Genomic DNA, 26,851 nt, shown 5'->3' with positions numbered 1-26,851 from the left:
CCGGCCCTTTGGCTATCCTCGGTTTCCAGCCCACTCCGTTCCCCACAAAACTGCGGCGGACGCCGTCGCGTCCTACGGCATGAGTTCGGCCCATGCCGGGTATTCGGAGTTCCTCAGGCGCCGGCAGCCGCATCCGCGGCTTTGGCTATCCTCGTTTTGCAGTCCGCTGACGCTCCCCACAAAACTGCGGCGGACGCCGTCGCGTCCTACGGCATGAGCTTCGGCTCATGCCGATGGTTTAGGGAAACGGCCTGACCGTGTGGGCGTGGTTCAGAGGCCCGTGGCCGTGGCCATAACCGGGGGCGGTACGGATGGCCTCCTGAACATAGGCATGCGCCCGGGCCACCGCGGCGGGAACGTCCAGCCCCTGGGCCAGGCCGCAGGCGATGGCCGAGGCCAGGGTGCAGCCGGTGCCGTGGGTGTGCACGCTGTCAAAACGCGGCGCGCTGTAAGTGTGTTCCCCACCCGGGGTCACCAGCAGGTCGGTCACCACCGGGCCGGCGCGATGGCCGCCCTTCACCAGGACGGCGTGGGCGCCGAAGTCCAGCAGACGGTCGGCGGCCCGGCGCATGTCGTCCAGGCTGTGGATTTCCAGGCCGGTCAGGGCCGTGGCCTCCACCGTGTTGGGGGTCAGCAGGGTGGTGATGGGCAGCAGTCGCTCAATGGCGACCGACAAGGCCCGGTCCTCCAGCAGGCGTTGCCCGCCCTTGGCGGCCATGACCGGGTCGACCACCAGGGCCGGCACCCCCACCTCGCTCAGGACATCGGCCACCGTCTCGATGATCTCGGCCGACGCCAGCATGCCGGTCTTGACCGCGTCGGCGCCGATGTCGGCCAGGCACAGGCGCATCTGCAGGGCGATGAAGTCCGGTGGTACCGGCATCACCGCTTGGACGCCGTGGGTGTCCTGCGCCGTCAGCGCGGCCACCGCCGTCATGGCGTAGCCGTCCAGCGCCGTCACCGTCTTGATGTCCGCCTGGATGCCGGCGCCACCGCCACTGTCGGACCCGGCGACGATCAGGACGCGGCCGCGCATGGCCTTATTCCGCGACCTTGGCGGCCGGTGCCGGGGCAACGTCCTTGATGGCGGCCACGATGTCGTCCACCACCGCCGTCACCAGGCCCTGGTCATCGCCCTCCGCCATGACGCGGATCAGCGGCTCAGTGCCCGACTTGCGGATCAGCACGCGGCCGGTGGCGCCCAGTCGGGCCTCACCCTCGCGGATGGCGTCCTTCACGCTGCCGGCGGCCAGGGGGGTGGCACCGCCCGCCGGATCGAAGCGCACGTTCTTCAGCACCTGGGGCAGCGCCTGGAAGACCCGCAGGACCTCCGACGCCGGCCGGCCCGATTGCTGGATGACGGCCAGGACCTGCAAGGCGGCCACCAGGCCATCGCCGGTGGTGCCATGGTCGGACAGCACGATGTGGCCGGACTGCTCCCCCCCGACGTTGTAGCCATGCTCGCGCATATGCTCCACGACGTAGCGGTCGCCCACCGGCGTGCGGGCCAGACCGAGGCCCCGGTCCTTCAGGTACAGTTCCAGGCCCAAATTGGACATGACGGTGGCCACCACCCCGCCGCCACGCAGGGTGCCGGCGTCGGCGTTGGCATTGCCGATCAGGGCCATGACCTGGTCGCCATCGATCTGGGCGCCGGTCTCATCCGCCAGGATCAGGCGGTCAGCGTCACCGTCCAGCGCGATACCCAGATGGGCGCCGTGGGCCACCACGGCGTCGCGCATGGCCTTGGGCGCGGTGGCGCCGCAATCCTTGTTGATGTTGAAGCCGTCGGGCGCCACCGCCACCGGGATGACATCGGCCCCCAGTTCCCACAGCACCTTGGGTGCCACCTTGTAGGCCGCACCATGGGCGCAATCGACCACGATCCTCAGCCCATCCAGGCGCAGGCCGCGCGGGAAGGTGGCCTTGGCCTGTTCGATATAACGGCCGATGGCGTCGTCCAGGCGCTGGGCCCGGCCCAGATCCTTGGCGCTGGCGAGGTCGGCGCTGAAGCTTTCCGCCATGCGCGCCTCGATGGCGGCCTCCACCTCATCCGACAGCTTGTAGCCGTCCGGCCCGAACAGCTTGATGCCATTGTCGTAATAGGGGTTGTGCGAGGCGGAGACCATCACCCCCATGTCGGCGCGCAGGGACCGGGTCAGCATGGCCACCGCCGGCGTGGGCATGGGGCCCACCAGGGTGACGTCCATGCCCATGGAGATGAAGCCGGCGGTCAGCGCCGGTTCCAGCATGTACCCCGACAGGCGCGTGTCCTTGCCGATGACCACCAGATGGCGATGGTTGCCGCGGCGGAACTGCAAGGCGGCGGCCATCGCCACCTTCAAGGCCGTTTCCGCCGTCATGGGCTCGGTATTGGCCGTGCCGCGAATGCCGTCGGTACCGAAGAGTTTACGCGCCATCGTCTTCCACGCCGTTCCAAGTTCGAAATCAACAACCACAGGCGGTAGCCCGCCCTCGCCTCATATGTGCGGGGCCTGGCGGCCGTGCAAGCCCAGCCACAGGGCCCGCGCCTGCACCGTCTCCGCCACATCGTGCACCCGCAGGATGTGCGTGCCCCGGTCGAAACAGGCAAGGCCGGCGGCCAGCGATCCGGCCAGCCTGTCCTTCGGCGCCTCCCCCCGCGACAGGGCCGCGATGAAACGCTTGCGCGACAGGCCCACCAGCAGGGCGCAGCCGGTGCCATGATACAGCGCCGCGTGGCGCAGAATGTCCAGATTATGCTCCACCGTCTTGCCGAAGCCGATGCCGGGATCAACGGCGATGCGGTCGCGCGGAATGCCGCCGGCGACACAGGCCGCCACCCGCGCCAGCAGGTAGTCCATCACGTCCAGGGCGGCGTCGGCGTAGCTGGGGGCGTCCTGCATGGTGCGGGGATCGTCGCCCCGCATATGCATCAGCACCACCGGGCACCCACGCGCCGCCACCAGGGCCAGGCTGTCGGGATCGCCCTCCAACGCCGTGATGTCGTTGACGATGGCGGCCCCCGCATCCAGCGCCGCCGCCATGACCAGGGCGTGGCGGGTGTCGATGGAGATGACCGCCCCATCACCCGCCAGCGCGCGGATGACCGGCACCACCCGCGCCGCCTCCTCCGCCGGGGAAACCGGAGCGGCACCGGGGCGGGTGCTTTCACCGCCGATGTCCAGGATGTCGGCCCCGGCCGCCAGCAGGGCGCGGCCATGGGCGATGGCGGCATCGGTGCCCGCGAACTCGCCACCATCGGAAAAGCTGTCGGGCGTGACGTTGACGATGCCCATGACCAGCGGGCGGGCGAGGTCCAGGCCGGCGAAGGGTGGACGCGGCGTCGACAGGGCGGTGAGACGCTCATTCAAGGCCTCCGCCACCCCCACCACCGCGGCCCAGGCGCCGAGGTCGTACGGGTCCATCACCTTGCGGGCGATGACGTCGGGCCGGCGCACCGCCACCTCCACCTGGGTGTAGGCCAGGGCTGTGCCCGCCAGGGGCACACCGTCAGCCGCCTGCGGACCGGACAACAGCCCCATCGGCGTCAGGTGGACATCCGCGGGCGCGATGGGCCCGGCGGGGACCCAGGGGTCGAGATGAACGGAGGGCCGGGGGGTGGAAGGAAGCATGGGCGGGCTGTCCTGGAAGTCACGACAGCGGTGATCCTAGACGCCCCCTCTCCACCCCGTCACCCACCATGGCGGCAGGCCAGCAGCGGCGCCGGCGCAAAACAAAACCCCCGGGGCCTTGGGGGCCGCCGGGGGTTTCGTTCAATCGCCTGGGAATAAGGTCTTCAGGTACCGGGCTGGGGTTCCGGGCCGAAGGGGCCGGGCTCCGCACTGGTGGTGCCGCTGGTGGTGGGCACGGAGGTGCGGCGGCCGACACCACGCGGCGGCACCTTCGGCGGCTCGGTCGATTCCGGCCGGATGATGCTTTCACCCCGCAGCAGGGCGCGAACCTCGTCACCCGACAGCGTCTCATACTCCAGCAGGGCATTGGCCAGGTTGTGCAAATCGTCGATGTGCTCCGTCAGGACGCGGCGGGCATGGCCTTCCGCTTCCTCGATGATGCGACGGATTTCCTCATCGATCAGCTGCGACGTCGCCTCGGAGATGTTCTGCTGCTGGGTCACGGAATGACCCAGGAACACTTCCTGCTCATTGGCGTTGTAGCGCACGCGGCCCAGGCGCGGGCTCATGCCGAACTCCGTCACCATGCGGCGGGCCATGTTGGTCGCCTGCTGGATGTCGTTGCCGGCGCCGGTGGTCACCTGCTCCGCCCCGAAGATCTCCTCTTCCGCCACGCGGCCACCGAACATCATGGCCAGCTTGGATTCCAGCTCGATCTTGGAATAGGCGTACTTGTCGCGTTCCGGCAGGCTCATGGTCACGCCCAGGGCGCGGCCGCGCGGGATGATGGTGACCTTGTGCAGGGGATCGCTCTCCGGCATGAACAGGCCGACCAGGGCGTGACCGGCCTCATGATAGGCGGTCAGGCTCTTTTCCTTGTCGGTCATGACCATGGAGCGGCGCTCCGCCCCCATCATGACCTTGTCCTTCGCGGCCTCGAACTCACCCATGCCGACGACACGGCGGCCACCACGGGCGGCCAGCAGGGCGGCCTCGTTCACCAGGTTGGACAGGTCGGCGCCGGAGAAGCCGGGCGTGCCGCGGGCGATGGTGCGGGCGTCCACATCGGGGGCCAGCGGCACCTTGCGCATGTGGACCTTCAGGATCTTCTCGCGACCGCCGACGTCGGGGTTGGGCACCACGACCTGACGGTCGAAGCGGCCGGGACGCAGCAGGGCCGGGTCCAGCACGTCGGGACGGTTGGTGGCGGCGATGAGGATGACGCCCTCATTCGCCTCGAACCCGTCCATCTCGACCAGCAGCTGGTTCAGGGTCTGCTCACGCTCGTCGTTGCCGCCGCCCAGGCCGGCGCCACGATGGCGGCCGACGGCGTCGATCTCGTCGATGAAGATGATGCAGGGGGCGTTCTTCTTGCCCTGCTCGAACATGTCGCGGACGCGGGAGGCACCCACGCCGACGAACATTTCCACGAAGTCGGAACCGGAGATGGTGAAGAACGGGACGTTGGCCTCACCGGCCACGGCGCGGGCCGTCAGCGTCTTGCCGGTACCCGGCGGGCCCACCAGCAGCACGCCCTTCGGGATCTTGCCGCCCAGGCGCTGGAACTTCTGCGGGTCCTTCAGGAACTCCACGATCTCTTCCAGTTCCTGCTTGGCCTCATCGATGCCGGCGACGTCGTCGAAGGTGACGCGCCCGACCTTCTCGGTCAGCAGGCGGGCGCGGCTCTTGCCGAAGCCCATGGCCTTGCCGCCGCCGGACTGCATCTGCCGCATGAAGAAGATCCACACGCCGATCAGCACCAGCATGGGCAGCCAGGACAGCACGTAGCTCAGCAGCGAGGGGACGTTGCTGTCGTCCGGCACGGCGGTGATCTTGACGTTCTTGTCGGTCAGACGGCTCACCAGGTTGCTTTCCGGCGGCACGTAGGTCGAGAAGGTGCGGTTGTCACGATAATGGCCGGTGACCTGCGGCCCCTTGATCTGCACGTCGGCGACGGTGCCGCGCTCAACCTCATCCAGCAGTTCGCTGAAGGGGATGCTGGCCTGCGTCGTCCGATTGGTGGAAGTCTGAAAAAGGTTGAACAGAACGAACAGCAAGACGCCGATAAATGCCCACAGCGCCAGATTCTTACCGAAATTGTTCACGTCTCTCAGCCTTTCCTCGACCAACCGCGTCCTGCCACCCGGCCGGAAAGGCCGGTTTCGATGGCGGGGGCCGCAGCCCACCCGGCCGTCTTTACCTCAAGACAACCGGGACCGTCCTCATTAGATAATGACGCGGGCGTCCGAGACAACTGCCATCACGTCTATCATGGCACCTCCAACCGGCAAAAACGGGGGAGGTGCCACCGCCAGCGACGGACGGAAGGCCAGGCGGGGCAAGCTGTCCGCCCGATACCCCCCCTGCCCCATGGCCTCATCCAAAAGGTTAGGCGGACCTACCTGCCATCCCAAATGTGGTACCGCCACCAGCCCTTCCCGCCACCAGAACGCGGGCAGAGTCGGCCACACCGGCCGGGGCACGCGGCCGAGGTCGACCGGAGTCGCCGCCGCCAACAGGCGACGCGCCATGGCAGTGCCCAGGGCCCCCAGGGTCCAACCCTCGCCCGGTGCGGAACCCACAAGCTGGAAGCGGCCGTCCCAGCGCACGCCTTCCGACGTCAGCGGCACCGGCGGCGCCATGCGTCCCGCCTGGCGCAACAACAGCAGGCGGCGGGCGCCACCCCCGCCGGCCAGGCGCCGCGCCTGGCAGCCGCCCAGGTTCAGGGAAGCGGCCGTCCGGTCTTCCCCGTCCCACAGCCCAGGGATAGCCGCCAGCAAGCGGCCCGTCGCCACCGGCGCGGGCGGATAGGCCTGCCCGCCCAGGGCGGCGGCCACCCCCGCCAGCAGGCGCAGGGCCACCGGCAGCGGCAGCGCCAACAGCGGCGGAACATCGACCACGGCGTAGCCTTCCGGCGCCAGCAGCACATGGGACGCCACGGCCGCCGCCACCGCGCCCTCCAGCTCCGTGCGCGCCACCGCCGCGCCGCGCGCCTGTCCCAGCAGGTCATCGACGGCCAGGGGTGCCGCCGCAGTGCGCAGGCGGCCCCGGGCATAACGTTGCATCAGGTTGGACGGATCATCGATCCAGGTCTGGCCGGCGGCAACGCAGGTGGCGCCCAGGTCGGCGCGGCTGACGGGCAGCAGGGGCCGCAGCAGGCGAACGTCGGCCAGGGCGCGGGCCGGCGCCATGCCGGCCAGCCCCTCCGCCCCGCTGCCGCCGGCCTGGCGCAGGGCCACGGTCTCGGCCTGGTCCTCGCGGTGATGGGCCAGGCACAGATGCAGGATGCCCCGCGTCCGGCAGGCCTGGGCCAGCAGGTCATACCGCGCCTGCCGCGCCGCCGCCTGCAGGCCGTTGGCGGGCTTGGGCGCGGTCCAGGTCAGGATGGTGTGGGAGATGCCGCGGGCGGCCAGCCAGTGGCCGACCTGGGCCGCCTCCGCCGCTGACTCCGGCCGCAGGGCATGATCGACGGTCAGGGCCTCCACCCGGCCGCCGCGCGCCCTGGCCCAGCGGTCGGCCAGCAGGGCCAGGGCCATGCTGTCGCGGCCGCCGGAGACCCCCACGGCCAGGACGGGTGTGGTGCCGAACGGCCCCAGCGGGGCCATCAGGCGGTCGAACAGGGCCTCGTCGATGGGTTCTCCCACCGACTCGGGCCCCGCCGTCACTTGCAGGCCAGGCGGTTGCTTTGCTCCTCGCCCCGCCGCTTCACGGTGGGGGAGGCGTCCTTGTCCGACGCCAGCTGCTTCAGCACCACGCAGGCGCTGGGCTTGTCGCCCAGCGAATCCAGCGACAGCGCCAGCTTCAGCAGGTAGTCGGCCCCCTTGGTGCTCTTGGGATACTTCTTGTAGCCGTCGCCGAAGGCCACCGCAGCGGCCTTGAAGTTGCCGCGGATGTAGAAGGTCTCGCCCAGCCAGTACTGGGCATTGGCCGCCAGCGGGTTGTCGGGGTTCTGCTTCAGGAACTGGGTGAACGCCTTTTCCGCCCCTGGCGCGTCGCCCTGGCGCAGCAGGTTGAAGGCGAAATCGTACTGTTCCTGCGCCGGGCCGGCGGGCAGCGTGCCGCCGCTGTCGGCCGGCGCCGTGGCCGGCGGGGGAGTCGCGGGACCCTTGGCAGCACTGTCCGTCACCGGCGGCAGCGGCTTGGCACCGCCCTTGAGGTCGGACGGCGGGGCGCCGGCATCGCCGGAACCGCCATTGCCGCCACCGTTCATGGACGCGCCCAGGCCGATGCCGGCCTTGTCCTCCAGCTTCTGCAGGCGCAGGTCGATGTCGGTGGACAGCTTGTCCAGCCGTTCCCGCATCTGGCTGACCTGGTAGGCCAACTCCTCATACTTGCCGGTCTGCTGCTGCGTCTGAGGTTTCCATCTGCAGCTTCAGGACCTCAAGCTCGCCCGCGGCGGCGGACCCAGCACCCGGGGCGCCCGGCACGCCGGACACCGGGCCCGAGGGCCGGGCGCCATTGCGATAGACGTCGCGCGACAGGGTCTGCACATCGGTCTCCAGCCGCGACAGGCGGTTCAGCAGATCCTGCATGTCCCGGCTCTGCGCCCATGCCGGCACCGGCGCCAGCATCGGGGCGGCGATCACGGCGACCATGCCGGCCAGGGCCATCCAGCGGCCCGAACCGGCGCGCTGTGACAAAACGGTGAGACGGGAGCGGAGGGACGTCAGCGACGGCGTCATGGGGCGGTTCCAGGAGCTGGGACGGTGCGGAGGGGACGGTCTGGCGAATCTTGTCAAACGGCGGCACGCACCGCCAGCGCGACGTTAGCGCAGGCACGGGCGCCAGCGGAAGGGCGCTTGGCGCATGACCCTACGTCGGAAGAAGTATTATTCTGTTCGAAAGTAATATTGGCCAAGAAAAAGGGCGCCGCCCGACCCATGGGTCGAACGGCGCCCTCTTAACCGGCTACCCTAGATCGGGCAGATCAGTTGATGACCGTCACGCCGCGACGGTTCTGCGCCCAGGCGGCCTCGTTGGAACCGAGGACGGCGGGACGCTCCTTGCCGTAGCTGATCACCTGCACGCGGGCCAGGTCGACACCCAGGGCGGTCAGGTAGTTCTTCACGGCGTTGGCGCGACGCTCGCCCAGCGCCAGGTTGTACTCGCGGGTGCCGCGCTCGTCAGCATGGCCTTCCACGGTGATCGTCACCTGGCCGTACTTCTTCAGCCAGGCGGCCTGCTTGTCCAGGGTCGCGGTGGCTTCCGGGGTCAGGTCGAACTTGTCGTAACCGAAGAACACGCGGTCACCGACGTTGACCACGAAGTCTTCCTTGGAACCCGGGACCGGGCCGGTCGGCTTGGCCGGGACCGACGGCGGGGTGGTCTGGGTGGTGCTGGCGGTCTGGGCAGCTTCCTTGTGCTCCGGAGTGGAGGAGCAGGCGGCCACCAGGGCCAGAGCAGCACACAGGCTCAGGTATTTCATGCGCATAATTTGAGACCCCCTACGGACAACTTTTAAGTGGGATTGATATTATCGCGACCGCGATCTCGATTGAAGTGAGGTGGCGGCGGCAGCTGTCAAGCCACCACCGCCACTTATTCCCGTCTCTGTAGACCGACAAGTCTTACGTCGTTCTTGCGCTGCGAAAATACTGTGCCGTCCTCAGGGAATCAAGGGCGACCAAGCGGGGTCGGACGCGTCGGTCGGTGTCAGCATCTGCCGTTCGTTGGCCCCGGTGAGGTCGATGGAGTAGAGACGGACCTGCCGCTGACGTCCGCCCTCACCCACCGGCTTCTCCTTGAAATACATCAGGACACGGCCGTTGGGCGCCCAGGTTGGGCCCTCAACCAAGTAACCGGTGGTCAATTCCTTTTCACCGGAACCATCGGGGCGGATCACACCGATCGAAAACCTCCCGCCACTGAACCGTGTGAAGGCGATGAGGTCGCCACGGGGGGACCACACCGGCGTGCCATACTTTCCGGCACCGAAAGTAATGCGCTGCACATTCGTCCCGTCAGCATTCATCGTATAGATCTGCTGACTGCCACCTCTATCAGACTCGAAAGTAATTTTACTTCCGTCCGGTGAAAAAGAGGGGGCGGTGTCAATGGCCGGATTGTCGGTCAGGCGAGTCTGACGGCGGGTGCGCAGGTCCAACAGGTAGATATCGGTGTTGCCGTTCTGGGCCAAACTCAGGATGACCTTGTTGCCATCCGGGGAGAACCGGGGGGCGAAAGTCATGCCCGGGAAGTCGCCCAGAACCTCCTGGCGGCCGGTGTCCACGTTGAAGATGTAAACCCTAGGCCTGTTGTTGAAGTAACTCAGGTATGTAATTTCCTGAGCCGTCGGCGAGAAGCGCGGGGTCAGCACCAGCACCCGGCCATCGGTCAAATAGAGGTTGTTTTCGCCATCCTGGTCCATAATGGCCAAACGCTTCTGTCGCGAGGTGGCCGGACCCGATTCGGCGATGTAGACGATGCGGGTGTCGAAGTACCCGTCCTCACCGGTGATTCGCTTATAAATCGCGTCGGCGATGATGTGGGAGATGCGGCGCCAGCCGTCGGGCTGGGTGAAATAGGCCAGGCCGGTCAGCTGCTGTTGCGACAGCACGTCGAACAGGCGGAATTCCACCTTCAGGCGACCGTCGGGCTGGACGGCGGCGGTGCCGCTGACCAGCGCCTGGGCGTTGATGACCTTCCAGTCGCCGTAACGCGGCAGGCCGGCGGCCAGCTGGTCCGGCGTCTGGATGAAGGCGCGGTGGTCGATGGGCCGGAACAGGCCGGACCGTTCCAGGTCGGCCTCGATCACCGTGGCGATCTTCAGGCCCACGGGATCGCCATAGAACTGGGTCACGGCGATGGGCAAGGGTTCGACATTGCCCTTGGTGATATCGAGATGCAGCTCGGCCTTGGCCGGAACCGCGACCGCCAGGAACAGCACGGCAGCCAGGGCGATGGCGCGTCTTATAGCGGTGAGCGTCTGTCGCGTGGTCATCAGAACATGTCCTTCGGGCTGAACGTGAACACGATGGACCCGGCCCCGCCGTACTTATCCTTGGGCAGGCGCAAGGTCGAACATTGATCCTTCTGCAGCGCGCGGAGGGTGCTTTCCACGAAACTGCGGTAGGTCGGATTGGAGAGCGAGCCGTTGCCGGACAGGAAGTCCACCTTGGTGACGTGCATCGAGGTGTCGAAGGACACGCGGATATCGGCACTCATGGTGTTCACGTCCTTGCCTCCGGCCGGTACGGCCCAGCAACCCGCCAATTGCGAGCGCAACGCATCCTGCTCTGACACCGAAAGATGGTCGGATTGAGGCTGAGCGGCCGAAGTCTGCTGTGTCTTCGGTGTGTCCTTGGCCGGCGTATCCTTCGCCGTGTCCTTGGGCTTGTCTTCCTTCAGCTTATCCACGTTCTTCAGGATGCTGTCGAGCGAGGGCGTATCCTTCTTCGGCTCGGGCTTCGGCTGCTCTTTCGGCTTCGGCGGCTCGGGCTTGGGATCGGGCTTCGGCACGGCCTGCGGCTGTTCCAGCTCGGTCGTCTTCTGCTCCTCCACCTTCGGCACCTCCATCTTCTTGATGGGCAGGGCTTCGGGCTCGGGCGGCGGAGGCGGCGGCGCCGGCTTGGGCGGCTCGGGCTTCGGCGGTTCCGGTGTCGGGGGTGGCGGCGTCGGATCAGGCAGCGGCGGCGTGGGATCGGCCTTGGCCTGGTCGGGCGGCGGGGGCGGCTGGTCGGGGGTGGTGGGGGCCGGATCCGGCTGCGGCTCAGGCGCCTTGGGCGCCGGCGGCTGGGGCTTGTCCGGTGGCTTGGTCGCCGCGTTCGTCAGTTCGCTGATGTCCACGACCTCGACCGCCACCGGCTCCGCCATCACCATCGGATCCGGCTTCAGCAGGGGCAGCCCTAGAATCGCCAGCAACAGCAGCGCGACGTGCAGGACGATTGAAAAGATGACGGCCGGACGCATGGGGCTGGTCGGTCTTTCCTATCGACGGGCAGGGTGGTCGGGCACTTCCGAGATCAGCGCCACCTTCTTGTAGCCGGCGCTGCTGATCGCACCCATGACCTCGATGATGCGGCCGTAGGCCAGCGTCTTGTCGCCGCGCACAAAGATGCGGGCGTCGGCGTTGTTCTGGCTGATGGCCTGCAAGCGCGGGATCAGGTCGTTCAGGTCCGTCTGGGTCTCGTTCAGATAGACGTCGCCGTTGCCGCGGATGGACACCACCAGCGGCTCATCCTGCCCGGGCAGGGCGGCCGCATTGCTCTTGGGCAGGTCGACGGGCACGCCGACGGTCAGCAGCGGGGCCGTGACCATGAAGATGATCAGCAGCACCAGCATCACGTCGACCATGGGGGTGACGTTGATGTCGGCCATGGGGCGCGCGCGGCGGCGCCCCCGGCCGGTGGATTGCTTTCCGGAAAGTGCGGCGCCCATGTCAGCCCCGCTCTTCCAGGTGGCGTTGCAGGATGGAGCTGAACTCCGTCACGAAGCTGTCCAGCCGGTCGCCGAAACGCGCGATGTCGGAGGAGAACTTGTTGTAGGCCACGCTGGCCGGGATGGCGGCCACCAGGCCCAGCGCCGTGGCGAACAGCGCCTCGGCGATGGAGGGGGCGACGACGGCCAAGCTGGTGTTGCCGGCGGCGGCGATGCTGGTGAAGCTGTGCATGATGCCCCAGACGGTGCCCAGCAGGCCGACGAACGGCGCGTTGGAGCCGACGGTGGCCAGCACGGTGATGTAGCGTTCGGTCTGCGCCATCTCACGGCTGACGGTCACGGACATCACCCGCTCGATGCGCTGGGCCAGGTTGGCCCGCATCGCGCCGGACGAGGTCAGGCCGCGTTCGTTGGCGTGGCGCCATTCGCGCATACCGGCGGCGAAGGTGGCGGACAGCGGGTCGCTGGGGGCCTTGCCCACATCGTCGAACAGCTGGTCCAGCGACCCGCCGGACCAGAACTGCTCCTCAAAGTCGGCGGCGGCAGCCTTCATGCGGCGCAGCTTGATCGACTTGTCGAAGATGATTGCCCACACCCAGACGGAGGCCGCCAGCAGCCCCAGCATGATGGCCTTGACCAGCCAGTTGGCGGTCATGAACAGGCTGAGGGCGGACATGTCCTGCACCGGGTCGGCGCCCAAGGCCACGAAACTCATGATCTGATGCTGCATCGCCACTCTCACTCTTCTGACGGGCGGCCCGTCGCCGCGCCATCACCCTTCGTATTGATCTTGTCGCCGGCCCCACCACCCACGCCCAAACGGGCGAAAGCGGCGGCAACCGGCGCCGGCACCCGCACCGCGCGCCCCTGGGCGTTGATGCAGGCCAGTTTCAACGTCAGCCGGACCAGGATCCGGTCGGTCACGGCGGCCCCATCGATGTTCACGTCAGCAGCCGGGGCGGCCGGCACGATCCCATCACTTTGTGGCCGGTATATGGTCTGTTCCGCCAAAACGGTGGCGCCGCTGACGGCGGTGATGCGGCTGCGCACCTCCAGCGTCTCTTCCAGCCGGGCGGGCGCGACAAAATCGGCGGTGCAGCGGCGCACGGCGAAGGCGGCGCCGGAGGCGGCCACCTGCTCGGCATGCGGCACGCCCAGCAGGCGCAGCATCTCCGTCCGCGCGCGCTCGGCGAAACGCAGGTAATTGGCGTGATAGACGATGCCGCCGGCGTCGGTGTCCTCGTAATAGACCCGCACCGGGAAGACGTGGACGTTCCCCTGCATGCGGCCGGACAGGGCGAGAGCGGCATCAGACATCGACACCCTCCCCGTCCTCGGCCTCGACCGGGCCCAGCAGGTCCATCTGGCGCACCGGGCTGCTGACCGGTGCGGGCAGGCCCAGGTAACGATAGCCGCTGTCGGTCAGCATGCGGCCACGCGGCGTGCGCTGCAGCAACCCCTGCTGAATCAGGTAGGGCTCGATCACCTCTTCCAGCACGTCGCGCTGTTCCGACAGGGCGGCGGCCAGCGTCTCCACGCCGGCCGGGCCGCCGCCGTAATTGTTGGCGAGACAGTTGAGGTAGCGCCGGTCCATGGCGTCGAAGCCCAGGCGATCCACCTCCAGCCGGGTCAGGGCGATATCGGCGGCGCGCGCGTCGATCTCTGTGGCCCCGGCCACGGCGGCGAAGTCGCGTACCCGGCGCAGCAGGCGGCCGGCCACACGCGGCGTGCCGCGCGAACGGCGCGCGATCTCCAGCGCCCCTTCCGACAGCAGCGGCATGTCCAGCAGGCGCGCCGCCCGGCTGACGATCAGCTGCAACTCCTCCGGCTCATAGAACTGCATGCGCAGCGGAATGCCGAATCGCTCCCGCAAGGGCCGGGTGATCAGGCCCGACCGGGTGGTGGCGCCCACCAGGGTGAAGGGCGGCAGGTCGATGCGGACGGAGCGCGCGGCCGGCCCCTCACCGATGATCAGGTCCAGCTGGAAATCCTCCATCGCGGGATAGAGGATTTCCTCCACCGCCGGCGACAGGCGGTGGATTTCGTCGATGAACAGCACGTCATGCGGCTGAAGGTTGGTCAGCAGGGCCGCCAGGTCGCCGGCCTTGGCGATGACCGGGCCGGAGGTGGCGCGGAAACCCGCCCCCAATTCCTTGGCCACGATCTGGGCCAGCGTGGTCTTGCCCAGGCCGGGGGGGCCGAACAGCAGCACATGGTCCAGCGCCTCACCCCGCGACCGCGCCGCCTGGATGAAGATGGACAGGTTCTCACGCACCTGTTTCTGGCCCGTGAAGTCGGCCAGCGACAGCGGCCGCAGCGACACGTCGGGGCTGTCGCCCGGCGCGCGCTCGCGGCTGACCAGCCGGTCGGAATCGGCAGCATTCATGCGCTCAATTCCTTAAGGCCCGCGCGAATCAGGTCGGACACGCTGGCGTCAGGCCCTAAGCGGGCGGCACAGGTGGTGACGGCGGCGAAGGCCTCCAGCCGCTTGTAGCCCAGATTGACCAGGGCGGAGACGGCGTCAGCCGCGGCACCGCCCGGGGCGGGAACGGCGGCGTCCGTCTTGCCGGCCGGCGTGCCGGCGGCGGTGGGCGCCAGCGCCAGGGCCGGCACCTTGTCCTTCAATTCGCTGACCATGCGGGTGGCCAGCTTCGGCCCCACGCCATCGGCCTGGGTCAGGACCGTCTTGTCCTGGGCCATCAGCGCCTGGGCGATCTGTTCCGGCGACAGCACCGACAGCACGGCCAGCGCCACGCGGGCGCCCACCCCCTGCACGGTGGTCAGCAGCCGGAACCAGTCGCGCTCCGCCACGTCGGCGAAGGCGAACAGCTGCATCTTGTCTTCCGACACCCACATCTCGGTCAGGACCGACACCGCCTCGCCCACCGCGCCCAGGCGGCGCAGGGTGCGGGACGAGGCGGAGACCAGATAGCCCACCCCGGCGACATCGATGATGGCCCAGTCCAGGCCCGTGCTGTCCAGCAGCCCTTTGAGTTTGGCGATCATCTCGCGGCCCCCGCCATGATGCCGCCCACCAGGCGCCGGGTCTGGCTGTGATGGGCATGGCAGATGGCCACGGCCAGGGCGTCGGCGGCGTCAGCCTTGGACAGCTGGAAGCCGGGCAACAGCATCCGCACCATGGCCTGCACCTGCGTCTTGTCGGCGTGGCCCGCCCCCACCACCGATTTCTTCACCAGGTTGGGCGGGTATTCCGACACGGGCAGGCCCTGGCGCGCCGGGGCCAGCAGGGCGATGCCCCGCGCCTGCCCCAGCTTCAGGGTGGAAACGGGGTTCTTGTTGACGAACGTCTCCTCCACCGCCGCCTCATCGGGCGTCCAGGCGCGGATGATGTCCTCCAGCCCCTCGTAAAGGGTAACCAGGCGGCGGGCCAGATCATCGCGGTCGTTGGAATGCACGACCCCGTCGGCGACATGCGTCAAGCGGTTGCCGGAAACGTCGATGACGCCCCAGCCCATGTTGCGCAGCCCCGGATCCAGGCCCAGCACGCGGATCGTCCGATCCCCCATCGCCGCCGTTCCCCTTTTCCCGCTGACCGTCCCCAAATGGAAACGGGCCGGGCGGCCTTAGCCGCCCAGCTTCTCCATCAACTCCGGCGACAGCTCGAAGTTGCCGACGACATTCTGCACGTCATCGCTGTCGTCCAGCATGTCCAACAGCTTCAGCAGGCTCTGGGCCGCGTCTTCCGCCGGCGCCACGGTGTTCAGCGGCTGCCAGGTCAGCTTGGCGCCTTCCGGCGCGCCGAACTTGGCTTCCAGCGCGTCGCGCACCTCACCCAGGCTGTCCACGCCGGTGACGATGGCATGGCCGTCGTCATCGCTGCTGACATCATCGGCGCCGGCCTCGATCGCGGCTTCCAGCACCGTGTCGGCATCCGCGACGGACGCGGGATAGGTGATCAGGCCGATGCGGCTGAACATGAAGCTGACCGAATTGGTCTCGCCCATCGTGCCGCCGTGCTTGGAGAAGGCGGAACGCACTTCCGACGCGGTGCGGTTGCGGTTGTCGGTCAGCGCCTCGACGATCAGGGCGACGCCACCGGGGCCGTAACCCTCGTACCGCACCTCATCATAGTTGGTGTCGTCACCACCGCCGGGCGTGCCCTGCTTGATGGCGCGGTCGATGCGGTCGCGCGGCATGTTCTGCACGCGGGCGGCCTGGATGGCGGCGCGCAGGCGCGGGTTGTGGCCCGGATCGGGCAGGCCCGCCTTGGCGGCAACGGTGATTTCGCGCGCGAGCTTGTTGAACAGCTTGGACCGCTTGACGTCCTGGGCGCCCTTGCGGTGCATGATGTTCTTGAACTGGGAATGTCCGGCCATGGGACCCTGAGCTCTATATAGGGGTTGAGCGGAGTTTATTCGGGCGCTTGTACCACATCTTGTGGCACCAGGCACGTCCATGCACACCCCCCATGGCGATGCTTGCCACAGGTTTGTCACGGGGACGCGCTTTCCGTCCGGGTTACGGCGGCTTTATGGCGGAATTCCGGCAAAGGCGCCAAGGCGGTTTATGCAGGGCACATTGGATTTATGTGTTCCCTCAGGCGCCGGATTCTCGTTTTCCCTCAAGCGCCCGGGCGCGGCCATCCGGCCGCTTGGGCTTCCTCGCCTTTCAGTCCACTCCGTTCCCCGAAAGGCTCCGGCGGCCCCGGTCGGGGCCTAGGCGGCATGAGTCGATGCCTCATGCCGCTGATTTTGCGGCCCTTAGCCGACCGTCGGCAGCGCCTGGGACAGGCGGCCGCCGACGCGGACGGCTTCGGCGCGGACGGCCAGGCCGGTGCGGTCGTCGGTCTCGACGAAGGTGCCGCAGACGCTGACGGTGGCGTCGTTCTCCGCCGGGGTCAGGCGGTCGGTCGGCAGCTTGCGCGTCATGCGCAGCACCGCCGCCTCCTTCTTCATGCCGATGACGCTGTCATAGTCGCCGCACATGCCGGCGTCGGTCTGATAGGCGGTGCGACCGTTCAGGATCTGGGTGTCGGCGGTGGGGGTATGGGTGTGGGTGCCCACCACCAGGGTCACGCGGCCGTCGCAGAGATGGCCCATGGCCATCTTCTCCGACGAGGCCTCGCCATGCACGTCGATGACGATGGCATCGGCCGATCCCGGCCCCAGGCGGTAGGTGCGCAGCACCTTCTCCACCGCCGCGAAGGGGTCGTCCAGCGCGTCCATGAACAGGCGGGCCATGACGTTGACCACCAGCACCTTGCGGCGGCCATCGCGGGTGGGCAGGAGGGAGGCGCCGCGGCCGGGCGTGCCCTCGGGATAGTTCAGCGGGCGCAGCACGTTGGGCAGGCGGTCGATCTGGCTGACCAGTTCCTTCTGGTCCCAGACATGGTTGCCGGTGGTCAGGCAATCCACGCCGGCGGCGAAGAACTCGGCCGATATCTTCTCGGTGATGCCGAAGCCGCCGGCCGCGTTCTCGCCGTTGACGATGACGAAGTCCAGCTTCAGCGCCCGGCGCAGTTCCGGCAGATGGCGCAGCACGCCGTCGCGACCGCTACGGCCAACCACATCACCCAGGAACAACAGACGCATAACCCATACCTCAGATGAAAGACTTCAGCGCGCGGGGCGCGGGCCGGCGCGAACGGCGTAGCGTTCGGTCACGATCCAATCCAGCCCCTGGTCATGCGCGTCGCAGGGCACCTTGTCCAGTTCCTGTTCGGCAAAGGCGATGCCCACCGCCTGGATGGCGCGGCTGCGGCGCAGGCCGTCCAGCGTGCGGTCGTAGAAACCGGCGCCATACCCCAGCCGGCCGCCGGCGCGGTCGAAGGCCAGCAGCGGCAGCAGGATGACATCGGGAATCACAGCCCCGCCGCTGGGCGTAGCCTCCGCCGTCGGGGCGGGCACGCCCATGATGTCGGGCGCCAGCAGCGTGCCGGGGTGCCAGCGGCGGAACAGCAGCGGCCGCCCCTTGGCCTCGCACACCGGCAGGGCGACGGTCACCCCCATGGCGGCCAGGCGATGCATCAGGGGCCGGGGGTCGATCTCGTCCCCGACCGGCCAATAGCCGGCGATGGTGACGCCGACCGGCACCAGCCCGTCCGTTATCTTGGGGGAAATTTCCAGGAAGTTGTCGGCCAGCGCCTTGGCCGCCGCCGTGCGGTCCACGTCCAGCGCCGCCCGCCCCCGCCGTGCCGCCAGTCGCACCGCCTTCTTGGCGGCGCGCAGGGCCTCAACCGCGTCCGGCGCTTCCAGAGGGGCCCCGGGGTTCAGCGGGGCGGCCGAGGAAGTGGACGATGGCGACGTCAAATGGGCGCACCCTTCGGATCAATGGACACAAGGAACCGGGCCCGAAGCGGCCCGCAACGCCTCATATGGACCGGGGCACCGCTTGGGCAAGAGACCCTGGACGGGGAATGAATTAAGGTCTGGAAGGGGCCACATCAGCCGTTGGCCATGTGTATCCTCCATGGCCTGCCAGGCAGGTGGGAGCCATATGTTCGACACCACGGCGTCGACAGGGACAGCCCCCGAGAGGATGGGTATCGGCCCTGGGGATAAAGCGACCTGACGAACCGCGCAGCCACCTTCCAGGTCTCTAACTTAGGTGCGATCGAGCCGCGCCGCAATGTCTTCGATGCGTTTTGCCAAACTATCCACCGCGGCGGCCACGCTTTCGTCCTCCGCCCGGGGGGCGGGGGCCTCGGCGGCCGGGGCCGACACGGGCCGGCGGGGTCCGCCCAGTTCGGCGCGCAGGTCGAAGATCTCATCAGCCAGCATGAGGGCGGTCAGCACCAGCAGCTGAGTCTCGCTGCCGCCGGAGGCATCGTGCGCCACCTCGCGCAGGCGGGCATCGACGTAGGAGCCAAGCTCGCGCAGGCGATGCTCCTGCCCGTCGTCGCAGGCCAGGGCATAGGGGCGTCCATTCAGGATGATGTCCACGCGGGCCATCTTTGATCAGTCCTCCAGCACCGCACGCAGCTGTCCGATGGTTCGGTCCAGCCGTTCCGACAAGGCTGCGGTGGCCGCCTTGGCCCCTTGCTCCCGCCCTTCCGCCGCCGCCAGCGCCCGTTCCAGCTGGGCGATCCGCACCCGGGCCGCCTCATCGGCGTCCGCGACGGCCACCACCACTGGCTGCGTCACACGCCGTTCCAGCGCCCCGTCCAGGATCAGGACGGCGGCATCCAGACGATCCAGCGCGGTCTTCAGTCGGTCCATGGGACGGAACGGGCCCAATTGGGAAAGGGAATGTCGATCAGATAGGAAATAAGATGGAGAAGGTGCGGCGTCGAATAAAGAAAGAAAGGGGCGCCCGCCAGCAAAAAAACCGCAGCCACAGACGATTAGGACGCGTTCCGGCATCACGGCGGCGGCTGGCGGAAATGATCACCGGGCCGGGCCGCCGAAACCGGGGCAGATCGCACCCTTTAACGCTGGCCGCGCTTGCAGATTTGGGGGGGCACCGGAGCTTGACGGCAGGATCGGTGGCGGTCATGGTGCCGCCGCCCCTGGCGCCCGGTATCCGCGCGGCCCGGCGCCCGGAAAACGGGCGGTGCGGCGGCGCAATCATCGGGAGGATGGGGGCCCGAATCCGCCAAGAATTCAGGGCATCCCTGCCGGATGCCCCACGGACCAGCACCAGCGCGTCCGTCTCACGAAAGGCCCAATGCCCCATGTCGTCGCAGCCCGCAACCGGTGATGTCGTGGGGGGCGTTCCCCACAAGGATCTCGCCACCGCCATCCGCGTCCTGGCCATGGACGCCGTGGAAGCGGCCAAGTCCGGCCATCCCGGCATGCCCATGGGCATGGCTGATGTCGCCACCGTGCTGTTCACGCAGTTCCTGAAGTTCGATCCCAAGCGCCCCGATTGGGCCGACCGCGACCGCTTCGTGCTGTCGGCCGGCCACGGCTCCATGCTGATCTACGCGCTGCTGTACCTGACCGGGTACGAAGACATCGACCTGGACCAGATCAAGAAGTTCCGCCAGCTGGGCGCCCGCACCGCCGGCCACCCGGAATACGGCATGGCCCGCGGCATCGAGATGACCACCGGCCCGCTGGGCCAGGGCATCGCCACCGCCGTCGGCATGGCCCTGGCGGAACGTCACCTGAACGCCCGCTTCGGCGACGCCCTGGTCGACCACCACACCTACGTCATCGCCGGCGACGGCTGCCTGCAGGAAGGTGTCAGCCATGAGGCCGCCGCCCTGGCCGGCCATTTGGGCCTGGATCGCCTGATCCTGCTGTGGGACGACAACAACATCAGCATCGACGGCCCCACCAACCTGTCCTTCACCGAGGACGTGAAGGGCCGCTTCACGGCCTATGGCTGGGACGTGCAGGCCGTGGACGGCCATGATCCGGTCGCCGTCGCCGCCGCCATCGCCCACGCCAAAACCACCAGCACCCCGTCGCTGATCGCCTGCCGCACCACCATCGGCCTGGGCGCGCCGACCAAGGCCGGCAAGAACTCCTGCCACGGCTCGCCCCTGGGTGCCGCCGAGATCGCCGGCGCCCGCGCCGCCTATGGCTGGGAGCATGGGCCCTTCGAGATCCCGGCCGGCATCCTGGACGCCTGGCGCCAGTATGGCGCCCGGGGTGCGGCCGACGCCGCCGCCTGGGACCAGCGCCTGACCGCCGCCGACAACACCCTGGCCGCCGCCTTCAAGGCCGGCCAGTCGGGTGACGTCTCGGCCGCGTTCGACGCCGCCATCAGCGCCGTCAAGCGCGCCACCAGCGAGGGCCGCCCCAGCGTGGCCACCCGCCAGGCCTCCGGCAACGTGCTGGACGCCATCTTCGACGTGGTGCCGGAACTGATCAGCGGCTCCGCCGACCTGACAGGGTCCAACAACACCCGCACCAAGGGTGTCGTCAGCCTGCAGCGTGACAAGTACGACGGCCGTTACATCCACTACGGCGTGCGTGAGCACGGCATGGCCGCCGCCATGAACGGCATGGCCCTGCACGGCGGCCTGATCCCGCTGAGCGGCACCTTCCTGGCCTTCGCCGACTACAGCCGCCCGGCCATCCGCCTGGGCGCCCTGATGAAGCAGCGCGTGGTGCATGTCATGACCCATGACAGCATCGGCCTGGGCGAGGACGGCCCCACCCACCAGCCGGTGGAGCATATGGCGGCCCTGCGCGCCATCCCCAACCTGCTGGTCTTCCGCCCCGCCGACCAGGTGGAGACGGCGGAGTGCTGGCAGCTGGCGCTGAAGAGCAAGGACCGGCCCTCCGTCCTGGCGCTGACCCGCCAGAACCTGGCCACCCTGCGTACCGAGCACAATGAGGAAAACCTGACCTCCAAGGGTGCCTACATCCTGCGCGAGGCCGAGGGCGGTGCCGCCAAGGTGGTCCTACTGGCCACCGGTTCGGAGGTGGAGATCGCCGTGCAGGCCCGCGACGTGCTGCAGGCCGAGGGTGTCCCCACCCGCGTGGTGTCCATGCCCAGCTGGGAACTTTTCGTCGAGCAGGACGAGGCCTATCGGGCCAGCGTGCTGGGCGGCGACGACCTGGTGCGTGTCGGCGTGGAAGCCATGGTCCGCTTCGGCTGGGACCGCTGGATCGGCCCCAAGGGCGGCTTCATCGGCATGCCGGGCTTCGGCGAGTCGGGCCCGTACAAGGAGCTGTACGCCCATTTCGGCATCACCGTCGAAGGCGTAGTCGCGGCCGCCAAGGCCCGCCTGTAATCACAACCAGGGCGGGACTCCGGGCAAATCCGGGGTCCCCGCTTTGACACAGGGCTGGGGATGGGATGTCCCACTATGGTAGGCCTGCCATGCAAGCCCCATAACGCCTAAAACGATGGCGTGACGTTTACCATCTTCAAGGTTTCAGCGAAGGCCCGCCCGACCATAGGGCGGCTAAACGAAGTCGGAGGAAGACACATGGCTGTTCGTGTTGCCATCAACGGGTTCGGGCGCATCGGCCGCCTGGTGCTGCGCGCCATTTACGAAAGCGGTCGCAACGATGTCGAGGTGGTCGCCATCAACGACCTGGCCGACGCCAAGACCAACGCCCACCTGCTGAAGTATGACAGCGTGCACGGCCGTTTCCCCGGCACGGTCGAGGTGGTGGACGGCAACCTGGTGGTCAACGGCCATACGGTGAAGGTGGTCCAGGAACGCGACCCGGCCAAGCTGCCGTGGGGCGACCTGGACATCGACGTCGCCATGGAATGCTCCGGCATCTTCACCTCGCGCGACGCCGCCTCCAAGCACCTGACCGCCGGCGCCAAGAAGGTGTTGATCTCCGCCCCCGGGACGGATGAGGACCTGACGGTCGTCTATGGTGTGAACCACGACAAGCTGACGCCGGAACACAAGATCGTCTCCAACGCCAGTTGCACCACCAACTGCCTGGCCCCGGTGGCCTTCGTGCTGAACAATGCCATCGGCATCGAGCACGGCTTCATGACCACCATCCACAGCTACACCGGCGACCAGAACACGGTCGATACGATGCACAAGGACCTGCACCGCGCCCGCGCTGCCGCCCTGAACATCATCCCGACCTCCACCGGTGCCGCCAAGGCCGTGGGCAAGGTCCTGCCGGAACTGAAGGGCAAGCTGGACGGCACCTCGCTGCGCGTTCCCACCCCCAACGTCTCGGTCGTGGACTTCAAGTTCGTAGCCAAGAAGGCGACCTCGGTCGAGGAAGTCACCGCCGCCATCACGGCCGCCGCCGAGGGCCCGCTGAAGGGCATCCTGGGTGCCTATGCCGAGCCGCTGGTGTCCACCGACTTCAACCACGATGCCCACTCGTCCATCTTCGCGCTGAACGAGACCAAGGTCATCGACGGCACCTTCGTGCGCATCATGACTTGGTACGATAACGAGTGGGGCTTCTCCAACCGCATGAGCGACACCGCCGTCGCCATGCACAAGGTGGGCTGAGCCCTTCCGGTTCCGTGACCGATGATGAAGGCGCTCCGGTTCTGCCGGGGCGCCTTTTTCTTTATGCTGAAGCCATGACCGCCCCTATCCGCATCCTGTGCCTGGACGATGCCCGCGCCGCGCTGACGGCGGCGGATGGTGCGCCCGTTCGCCTGGTCAGCGCGCCCGATGCCGCAGGGTCCCTGGGCGTGGGCGGTTGGCGCGCCCTGTTGGACCAGCTGGCCGCCGAGTTTCCGGGTGCGCCCATGACGGCGGTGCTGGATTGCGGCGACGCCGCCGGCCATGCCCTGGCAGCACTGGCGCTGGGCATCCTCGATATCAGCTTCGACGGGAACGATGGCGCGGCCGCCCGGCTGGCGGATATCGCCCAGGCCCAGGGCGCCCGCCTGCACCGGCTGGGCGGTGTTGAGGCCCTGGACCTGCGCGGCCGTCGCGACCCCGTGGCCGCCTGCCGCGCCTGGCTGGCCGGGCATGGTCCGGATCGCAATCAGGGATTTCGCAATACTGGGACGTATTAACGCATTCGGAAGACATTTTACTTAAATATGTATGCGATCAAGACCTTCGCCCACCAAGACATACCCAGTCATTGGCATGCGATTTCATCCCTGAACAGCCTACCCAGGACGGTGGGCCCCGTGTACATCTAGCGTCCCGATGGACGAATTCAGGTTTTTGGGAGCCGTCGTGCGGCAATTACGACAAATCCTGACGATCTTGGCGGCAACGCCGCTGATCCTCTATGGCGCCGGCACCGCGGCGGCGGACACCCCGGCCGGGGCCGGCGGCTGGAACCGTTTGCGCGCCACCGTCTTCACCAACCTGGACCGCGACGCCGGGTTGCCCCATCCCATTTCCATGGCGCTGGCCCAGGACAGCGACGGCTTCATCTGGGTCGGAACCCAGGGCGGCCTGTCGCGCTATGACGGCTATCGCTTCCGCACCTTCATGCACCAGGACGGCGTGGCCGGCAGCCTGCCGGGCAACGTCATCACCGGCCTGGTGGCGGCCCCCGGCGGCCGGATGTGGGTGGGAACGGCCACCGGCAACGTGGCGCGCTACGACCCCGCCACCGGCCTGTTCCAGGACTTCCCCGAGGCGCCGGGCACACCCGCGCGCGGTGGCGTGGTCAGCCTGATCGGCGATGGCGACGGCGGCGTCTGGCTGGGCACCAACGCCGGGCTGGAGCATGTCGACGGGACCACGGGCGCGGTGGAACCGCAGGCCGGCGCCCCCGCCGGCCGCATCCGCGCCCTGCTGCGCACCCGCGACGGTAGCCTGTGGGTCAGCACCGTCACCGGCCTGGTCCGCCGGCCGGCCGGGGCCACGGACTTCAGCCCCGTCGCCCTGCTGGACGGGCACGGCCAGCCGGTGGCGGACGAGGTGGTGGCCCTGACCCAGGACAGCGCCGGCCGCGTCTGGTTCGCCACCGTGCGCTCCGGCCTGGGGCGGGTGACACCGGCAGGCGATATCAACGCCCCGGAGGTGCAATGGGGCCCCGCCCACCTACTGCCCGAGGCCAGCCCGCAGGTGCTGGGCGGGCCGCTGGTGTTCTGCCTGACCGAGGGCAAGCCGGGCGGAATCTGGGCGGGCCGCATCGCCGGCGGCATCGCCATCATCGACGCCGATACCGGCACCGTGCGCACGCTGCGCCACAACCCGCTGACACCCAGCAGCCTGGCTGATGAGAGCGTGCGCGCCTTGATGCGCGACCGCGACGGCACCCTGTGGGCCGCCACCAACCTGGGCGTCAGCCGCGCCGACCTGAGCGACGACGCCATCGCCACCATCCTGCCCGACCCCGCGGCCGTGGGCGTGCCCGGCCTGGTGCCGGCACCGGGCGCGCCGGGCACCGACACCGCCGCTGGCCTGCCCGACGCCAATGTCCTGGCCATCACCGCCACGCCGGACGGCCGGGCATGGCTGGGGCTGAAGAACCATGGCGCCGCCGTGCTGGACACCACCGCCGGCACCATCACCCCCCTGCCCGGCGCCACCACCCTGCCCCCGGGTGGCGTCATCAGCGTGACGCCCACACCGGACGGCGCCATGTGGCTGGCGGCCGGGGCCGGCCGGGCCCTGTTCCGCTACGACCCCCGGTCCGGCACGCTGGAGCAGCGCCCCTTCCCCGGCAACAGCGTCAGCCCCATCCTCTACGGCCTGTGGCACGCCGGCGCGCTGTGGTTCGGCGCCGGGCCGCTGGTGCGCTACGACCCGGCGACGGGCAAGGCAACGGTGTACAGCCACGGCGCCGACCCGGCCTCCCTGGTCGATGACAGTGTCGATCTGATGCTGCCGGACGGTAATGGCCTATGGGTGGGCACGCGCCACGGCCTGGACCACCTGGACCTGGCCAGCGGCACCTTCAGGCACCATGTCCATGATCCGACCGAGCCGAAGTCCCTGCCGGCGGACATGGTCAGCACCTTGCTGCGCGACCGCCGGGGCCGCCTGTGGGTGGGCACGCTGGGCGGCGGCATCGGGGTGCTGGATCCCGCAGTGGATCAGAACGCCTTCCGGCGGCTGAGCATGGCCAACGGCCTGCCCAACGACAACATCGGCACCTTGCTGCAGGACGGCACCGGCCGCATCTGGGCCAGCACCGCCGACGGCCTGGCCGTCATCGATCCCGAAACCTTCGACATCCGTGCCCTGGGCCGGGCGGACGGCGTCGCCATTCCAGCCTATTGGGTCCATTCCGGTGCGGTCCTGCCGGATGGCAGCCTGATCTTCGGCGGCGGCGGTGGTGCCACCATCGTGCACCCCGACCGCTGGAAGGGTGACGCCCCACCGCCGCGCGTGGTGGTCAGCGCTGTGCGCGTCGCGGGCAAGATCGTGCCGGTCGGCACCATGGCGGCCCCGGCACCCGTACAGCTGAACCCCGGCGACCGCAGCGTCGAGGTGGTGTTCGCCGCCCTGGACTACGCGGCACCAGATGAGGCGCGCTACGCCTATCAGCTGCGCGGCTTCGATGAGAACTGGACGACGGCCGACGCCACGCAGCGCGTGGCCGCCTACACCAACCTGCCGCCCGGCCGCTACACCCTGCTGATCAAGGCCGCCAACCGGGCGGATGCCTGGTCGGCACCGCTGGAACTGCCCATCGAGGTGCGTCCGGCCTGGTGGCAAACCCTGTGGGCCCGCTTCGCCGCCGTGGTGCTGGCGCTGGCCGGGGTGATCGGCCTGGTCCAGGCCCGCACCGCCTATCTCAGCCACCGCCGCGCCGTGCTGGAACAGCAGGTGGCCCGCCAGACTCGCGACCTGCTGACCGCCAATGAGCGGCTGAAGGAACTGGCCAACCGCGACCCGCTGACGGAAATCCACAATCGCCGCCACTTCATGGAACTGTCGGAGGCGGTGCTGGCCCAGAGCCGGCTGACCGGCGCGCCGTCGGCCCTGCTGATGATGGACATCGACCATTTCAAGCAGGTGAACGACAGCCTGGGCCACAGCGCGGGGGATGAGGTGCTGGTGGCGGTGGTCGGGCGCATCCGCGTCCTGCTGCGCAAGACCGACATCTTCGCCCGCCTGGGCGGTGAGGAACTGGCCCTGTTCATGCCCAACACGGATGAGGGCGACGCCGCCGCCGTGGCCGAGCGCCTGCGCCAGGCGGTGGGCGGATCCCCCTATGCCGTGGATGGCGCCGGCATCGTGGCGGTGACGGTCAGCATCGGCGTCGCCATCGCCACCCCGCCCGTCTCCACGGTGGCGCCCACCACGCTCGCCACCGCCAACGCCATCAAGGACCTGCTGGACCGGGCCGACCGCGGCCTCTACGCCGCCAAGCGGGCCGGCCGCGACCAAGTTGCCGTCCACCCGGGTTAGCGGCGAGGGGGGCGCCCCCGGCCCCAGGAAGATCACTAGTCGCCCGGCGCGTTTTCGCGGAAATCTGCCATGATCTTGCCTCGACCTCGGGGCAGATTGCCATCGACCGGATGCTGGGATATCAAGCCGGCATAAGGACAATAAACACAAACACTCAAAACAAACTCGGGGATACCGTAAC

Annotated in this window: 25 protein-coding genes and 1 other RNA gene; 4 read left to right on the top strand and 22 right to left on the bottom strand. The window is 68.6% G+C overall.

Going from position 1 to position 26,851, the window contains the following annotated elements:
• Nucleotides 1-238: 238 nt before the first annotated feature.
• The 22 genes from thiD to PW843_12655 all read right to left on the bottom strand — a co-directional run bounded on the left by thiD (nt 239) and on the right by PW843_12655 (nt 19,168).
• Nucleotides 239-1,036 (bottom strand): bifunctional hydroxymethylpyrimidine kinase/phosphomethylpyrimidine kinase, encoded by a 798-nt coding sequence (gene thiD, locus PW843_12760; protein MDE1147468.1) that lies wholly within the window; start codon nt 1,034-1,036, stop codon nt 239-241.
• Between the two features lie 4 nt (nt 1,037-1,040).
• Nucleotides 1,041-2,420: a phosphoglucosamine mutase gene (gene glmM / locus PW843_12755; GenBank protein MDE1147467.1), complete on the bottom strand. Its 1,380-nt coding sequence runs from the start codon at nt 2,418-2,420 to the stop codon at nt 1,041-1,043.
• A 60-nt stretch (nt 2,421-2,480) separates the two neighbouring features.
• Nucleotides 2,481-3,614 (bottom strand): dihydropteroate synthase, encoded by a 1,134-nt coding sequence (folP, locus tag PW843_12750; protein ID MDE1147466.1) that lies wholly within the window; start codon nt 3,612-3,614, stop codon nt 2,481-2,483.
• Between the two features lie 164 nt (nt 3,615-3,778).
• Nucleotides 3,779-5,719: an ATP-dependent zinc metalloprotease FtsH gene (gene ftsH / locus PW843_12745; GenBank protein MDE1147465.1), complete on the bottom strand. Its 1,941-nt coding sequence runs from the start codon at nt 5,717-5,719 to the stop codon at nt 3,779-3,781.
• Between the two features lie 120 nt (nt 5,720-5,839).
• Nucleotides 5,840-7,258, bottom strand: coding sequence for a tRNA lysidine(34) synthetase TilS (gene tilS, locus PW843_12740; GenBank protein ID MDE1147464.1), 1,419 nt, complete (start codon nt 7,256-7,258; stop codon nt 5,840-5,842).
• A gap of 17 nt (nt 7,259-7,275) precedes the next feature.
• On the bottom strand, nt 7,276-7,935 hold the full coding sequence (ybgF, locus tag PW843_12735; protein MDE1147463.1) for a tol-pal system protein YbgF: 660 nt from the start codon (nt 7,933-7,935) through the stop codon (nt 7,276-7,278).
• 4 nt (nt 7,936-7,939) lie between these two features.
• Nucleotides 7,940-8,296, bottom strand: a complete 357-nt coding sequence (locus tag PW843_12730) for a hypothetical protein (protein MDE1147462.1) — start codon at nt 8,294-8,296, stop codon at nt 7,940-7,942.
• Nucleotides 8,297-8,541: 245 nt separating this feature from the next.
• A complete protein-coding gene (pal, locus tag PW843_12725) occupies nt 8,542-9,045 on the bottom strand; it encodes a peptidoglycan-associated lipoprotein Pal (protein MDE1147461.1) in 504 nt (167 codons plus the stop codon).
• A gap of 174 nt (nt 9,046-9,219) precedes the next feature.
• On the bottom strand, nt 9,220-10,554 hold the full coding sequence (gene tolB / locus PW843_12720; protein MDE1147460.1) for a Tol-Pal system beta propeller repeat protein TolB: 1,335 nt from the start codon (nt 10,552-10,554) through the stop codon (nt 9,220-9,222).
• Complete coding sequence (locus PW843_12715; protein MDE1147459.1) at nt 10,554-11,522, bottom strand: hypothetical protein; 969 nt, start codon at nt 11,520-11,522, stop codon at nt 10,554-10,556. The genes tolB and PW843_12715 overlap by 1 nt, the downstream gene beginning before the upstream one ends.
• An 18-nt stretch (nt 11,523-11,540) precedes the next feature.
• Nucleotides 11,541-11,990 carry a protein TolR gene (tolR, locus tag PW843_12710; protein ID MDE1147458.1) on the bottom strand — a complete coding sequence of 150 codons (450 nt, stop codon included), beginning with the start codon at nt 11,988-11,990 and terminating at the stop codon, nt 11,541-11,543.
• Between the two features lies 1 nt (nt 11,991).
• On the bottom strand, nt 11,992-12,720 hold the full coding sequence (gene tolQ, locus PW843_12705; GenBank protein MDE1147457.1) for a protein TolQ: 729 nt from the start codon (nt 12,718-12,720) through the stop codon (nt 11,992-11,994).
• Nucleotides 12,721-12,728: 8 nt separating this feature from the next.
• Nucleotides 12,729-13,307: a YbgC/FadM family acyl-CoA thioesterase gene (locus PW843_12700; protein MDE1147456.1), complete on the bottom strand. Its 579-nt coding sequence runs from the start codon at nt 13,305-13,307 to the stop codon at nt 12,729-12,731.
• Nucleotides 13,300-14,376, bottom strand: a complete 1,077-nt coding sequence (ruvB, locus tag PW843_12695) for a Holliday junction branch migration DNA helicase RuvB (GenBank protein MDE1147455.1) — start codon at nt 14,374-14,376, stop codon at nt 13,300-13,302. Before ruvB ends, PW843_12700 begins: the two co-directional genes overlap by 8 nt.
• Nucleotides 14,373-14,996, bottom strand: a complete 624-nt coding sequence (gene ruvA, locus PW843_12690; GenBank protein ID MDE1147454.1) for a Holliday junction branch migration protein RuvA — start codon at nt 14,994-14,996, stop codon at nt 14,373-14,375. The genes ruvB and ruvA overlap by 4 nt, the downstream gene beginning before the upstream one ends.
• On the bottom strand, nt 14,993-15,517 hold the full coding sequence (gene ruvC / locus PW843_12685; GenBank protein MDE1147453.1) for a crossover junction endodeoxyribonuclease RuvC: 525 nt from the start codon (nt 15,515-15,517) through the stop codon (nt 14,993-14,995). The genes ruvA and ruvC overlap by 4 nt, the downstream gene beginning before the upstream one ends.
• A gap of 57 nt (nt 15,518-15,574) precedes the next feature.
• Complete coding sequence (locus PW843_12680) at nt 15,575-16,327, bottom strand: YebC/PmpR family DNA-binding transcriptional regulator (GenBank protein MDE1147452.1); 753 nt, start codon at nt 16,325-16,327, stop codon at nt 15,575-15,577.
• A gap of 384 nt (nt 16,328-16,711) precedes the next feature.
• Nucleotides 16,712-17,542: a TIGR00282 family metallophosphoesterase gene (locus tag PW843_12675; GenBank protein MDE1147451.1), complete on the bottom strand. Its 831-nt coding sequence runs from the start codon at nt 17,540-17,542 to the stop codon at nt 16,712-16,714.
• Nucleotides 17,543-17,566: 24 nt separating this feature from the next.
• The gene (locus PW843_12670) at nt 17,567-18,259 is read right to left on the bottom strand and encodes a 5-formyltetrahydrofolate cyclo-ligase (protein ID MDE1147450.1); all 693 of its coding nucleotides are present in this window, start codon (nt 18,257-18,259) and stop codon (nt 17,567-17,569) included.
• 122 nt (nt 18,260-18,381) lie between these two features.
• A non-coding RNA gene (ssrS, locus tag PW843_12665) (6S RNA) lies at nt 18,382-18,539 on the bottom strand.
• A 14-nt stretch (nt 18,540-18,553) separates the two neighbouring features.
• Nucleotides 18,554-18,901 (bottom strand): cell division protein ZapA, encoded by a 348-nt coding sequence (locus PW843_12660; protein ID MDE1147449.1) that lies wholly within the window; start codon nt 18,899-18,901, stop codon nt 18,554-18,556.
• 6 nt (nt 18,902-18,907) lie between these two features.
• The gene (locus PW843_12655; protein ID MDE1147448.1) at nt 18,908-19,168 is read right to left on the bottom strand and encodes a hypothetical protein; all 261 of its coding nucleotides are present in this window, start codon (nt 19,166-19,168) and stop codon (nt 18,908-18,910) included.
• A gap of 455 nt (nt 19,169-19,623) precedes the next feature.
• Here PW843_12655 and tkt point away from each other — a divergent pair, with 455 nt between their 5' ends.
• From tkt to PW843_12635, 4 genes are all read left to right on the top strand, one after another.
• Complete coding sequence (gene tkt, locus PW843_12650) at nt 19,624-21,639, top strand: transketolase (GenBank protein ID MDE1147447.1); 2,016 nt, start codon at nt 19,624-19,626, stop codon at nt 21,637-21,639.
• Nucleotides 21,640-21,837: 198 nt separating this feature from the next.
• Nucleotides 21,838-22,845, top strand: coding sequence for a type I glyceraldehyde-3-phosphate dehydrogenase (gene gap, locus PW843_12645; GenBank protein ID MDE1147446.1), 1,008 nt, complete (start codon nt 21,838-21,840; stop codon nt 22,843-22,845).
• A 74-nt stretch (nt 22,846-22,919) separates the two neighbouring features.
• Nucleotides 22,920-23,363 (top strand): hypothetical protein, encoded by a 444-nt coding sequence (locus tag PW843_12640; GenBank protein MDE1147445.1) that lies wholly within the window; start codon nt 22,920-22,922, stop codon nt 23,361-23,363.
• Nucleotides 23,364-23,532: 169 nt separating this feature from the next.
• Nucleotides 23,533-26,670 carry a diguanylate cyclase gene (locus PW843_12635; protein ID MDE1147444.1) on the top strand — a complete coding sequence of 1,046 codons (3,138 nt, stop codon included), beginning with the start codon at nt 23,533-23,535 and terminating at the stop codon, nt 26,668-26,670.
• Nucleotides 26,671-26,851 lie beyond the last annotated feature (181 nt).

The organism is Azospirillaceae bacterium (assembly GCA_028283825.1).
Lineage (GTDB): Bacteria > Pseudomonadota > Alphaproteobacteria > Azospirillales > Azospirillaceae > Nitrospirillum.
Note: the sequence above shows the minus strand (reverse complement) of the source record. Positions and strands in the feature narration are given on the sequence as shown.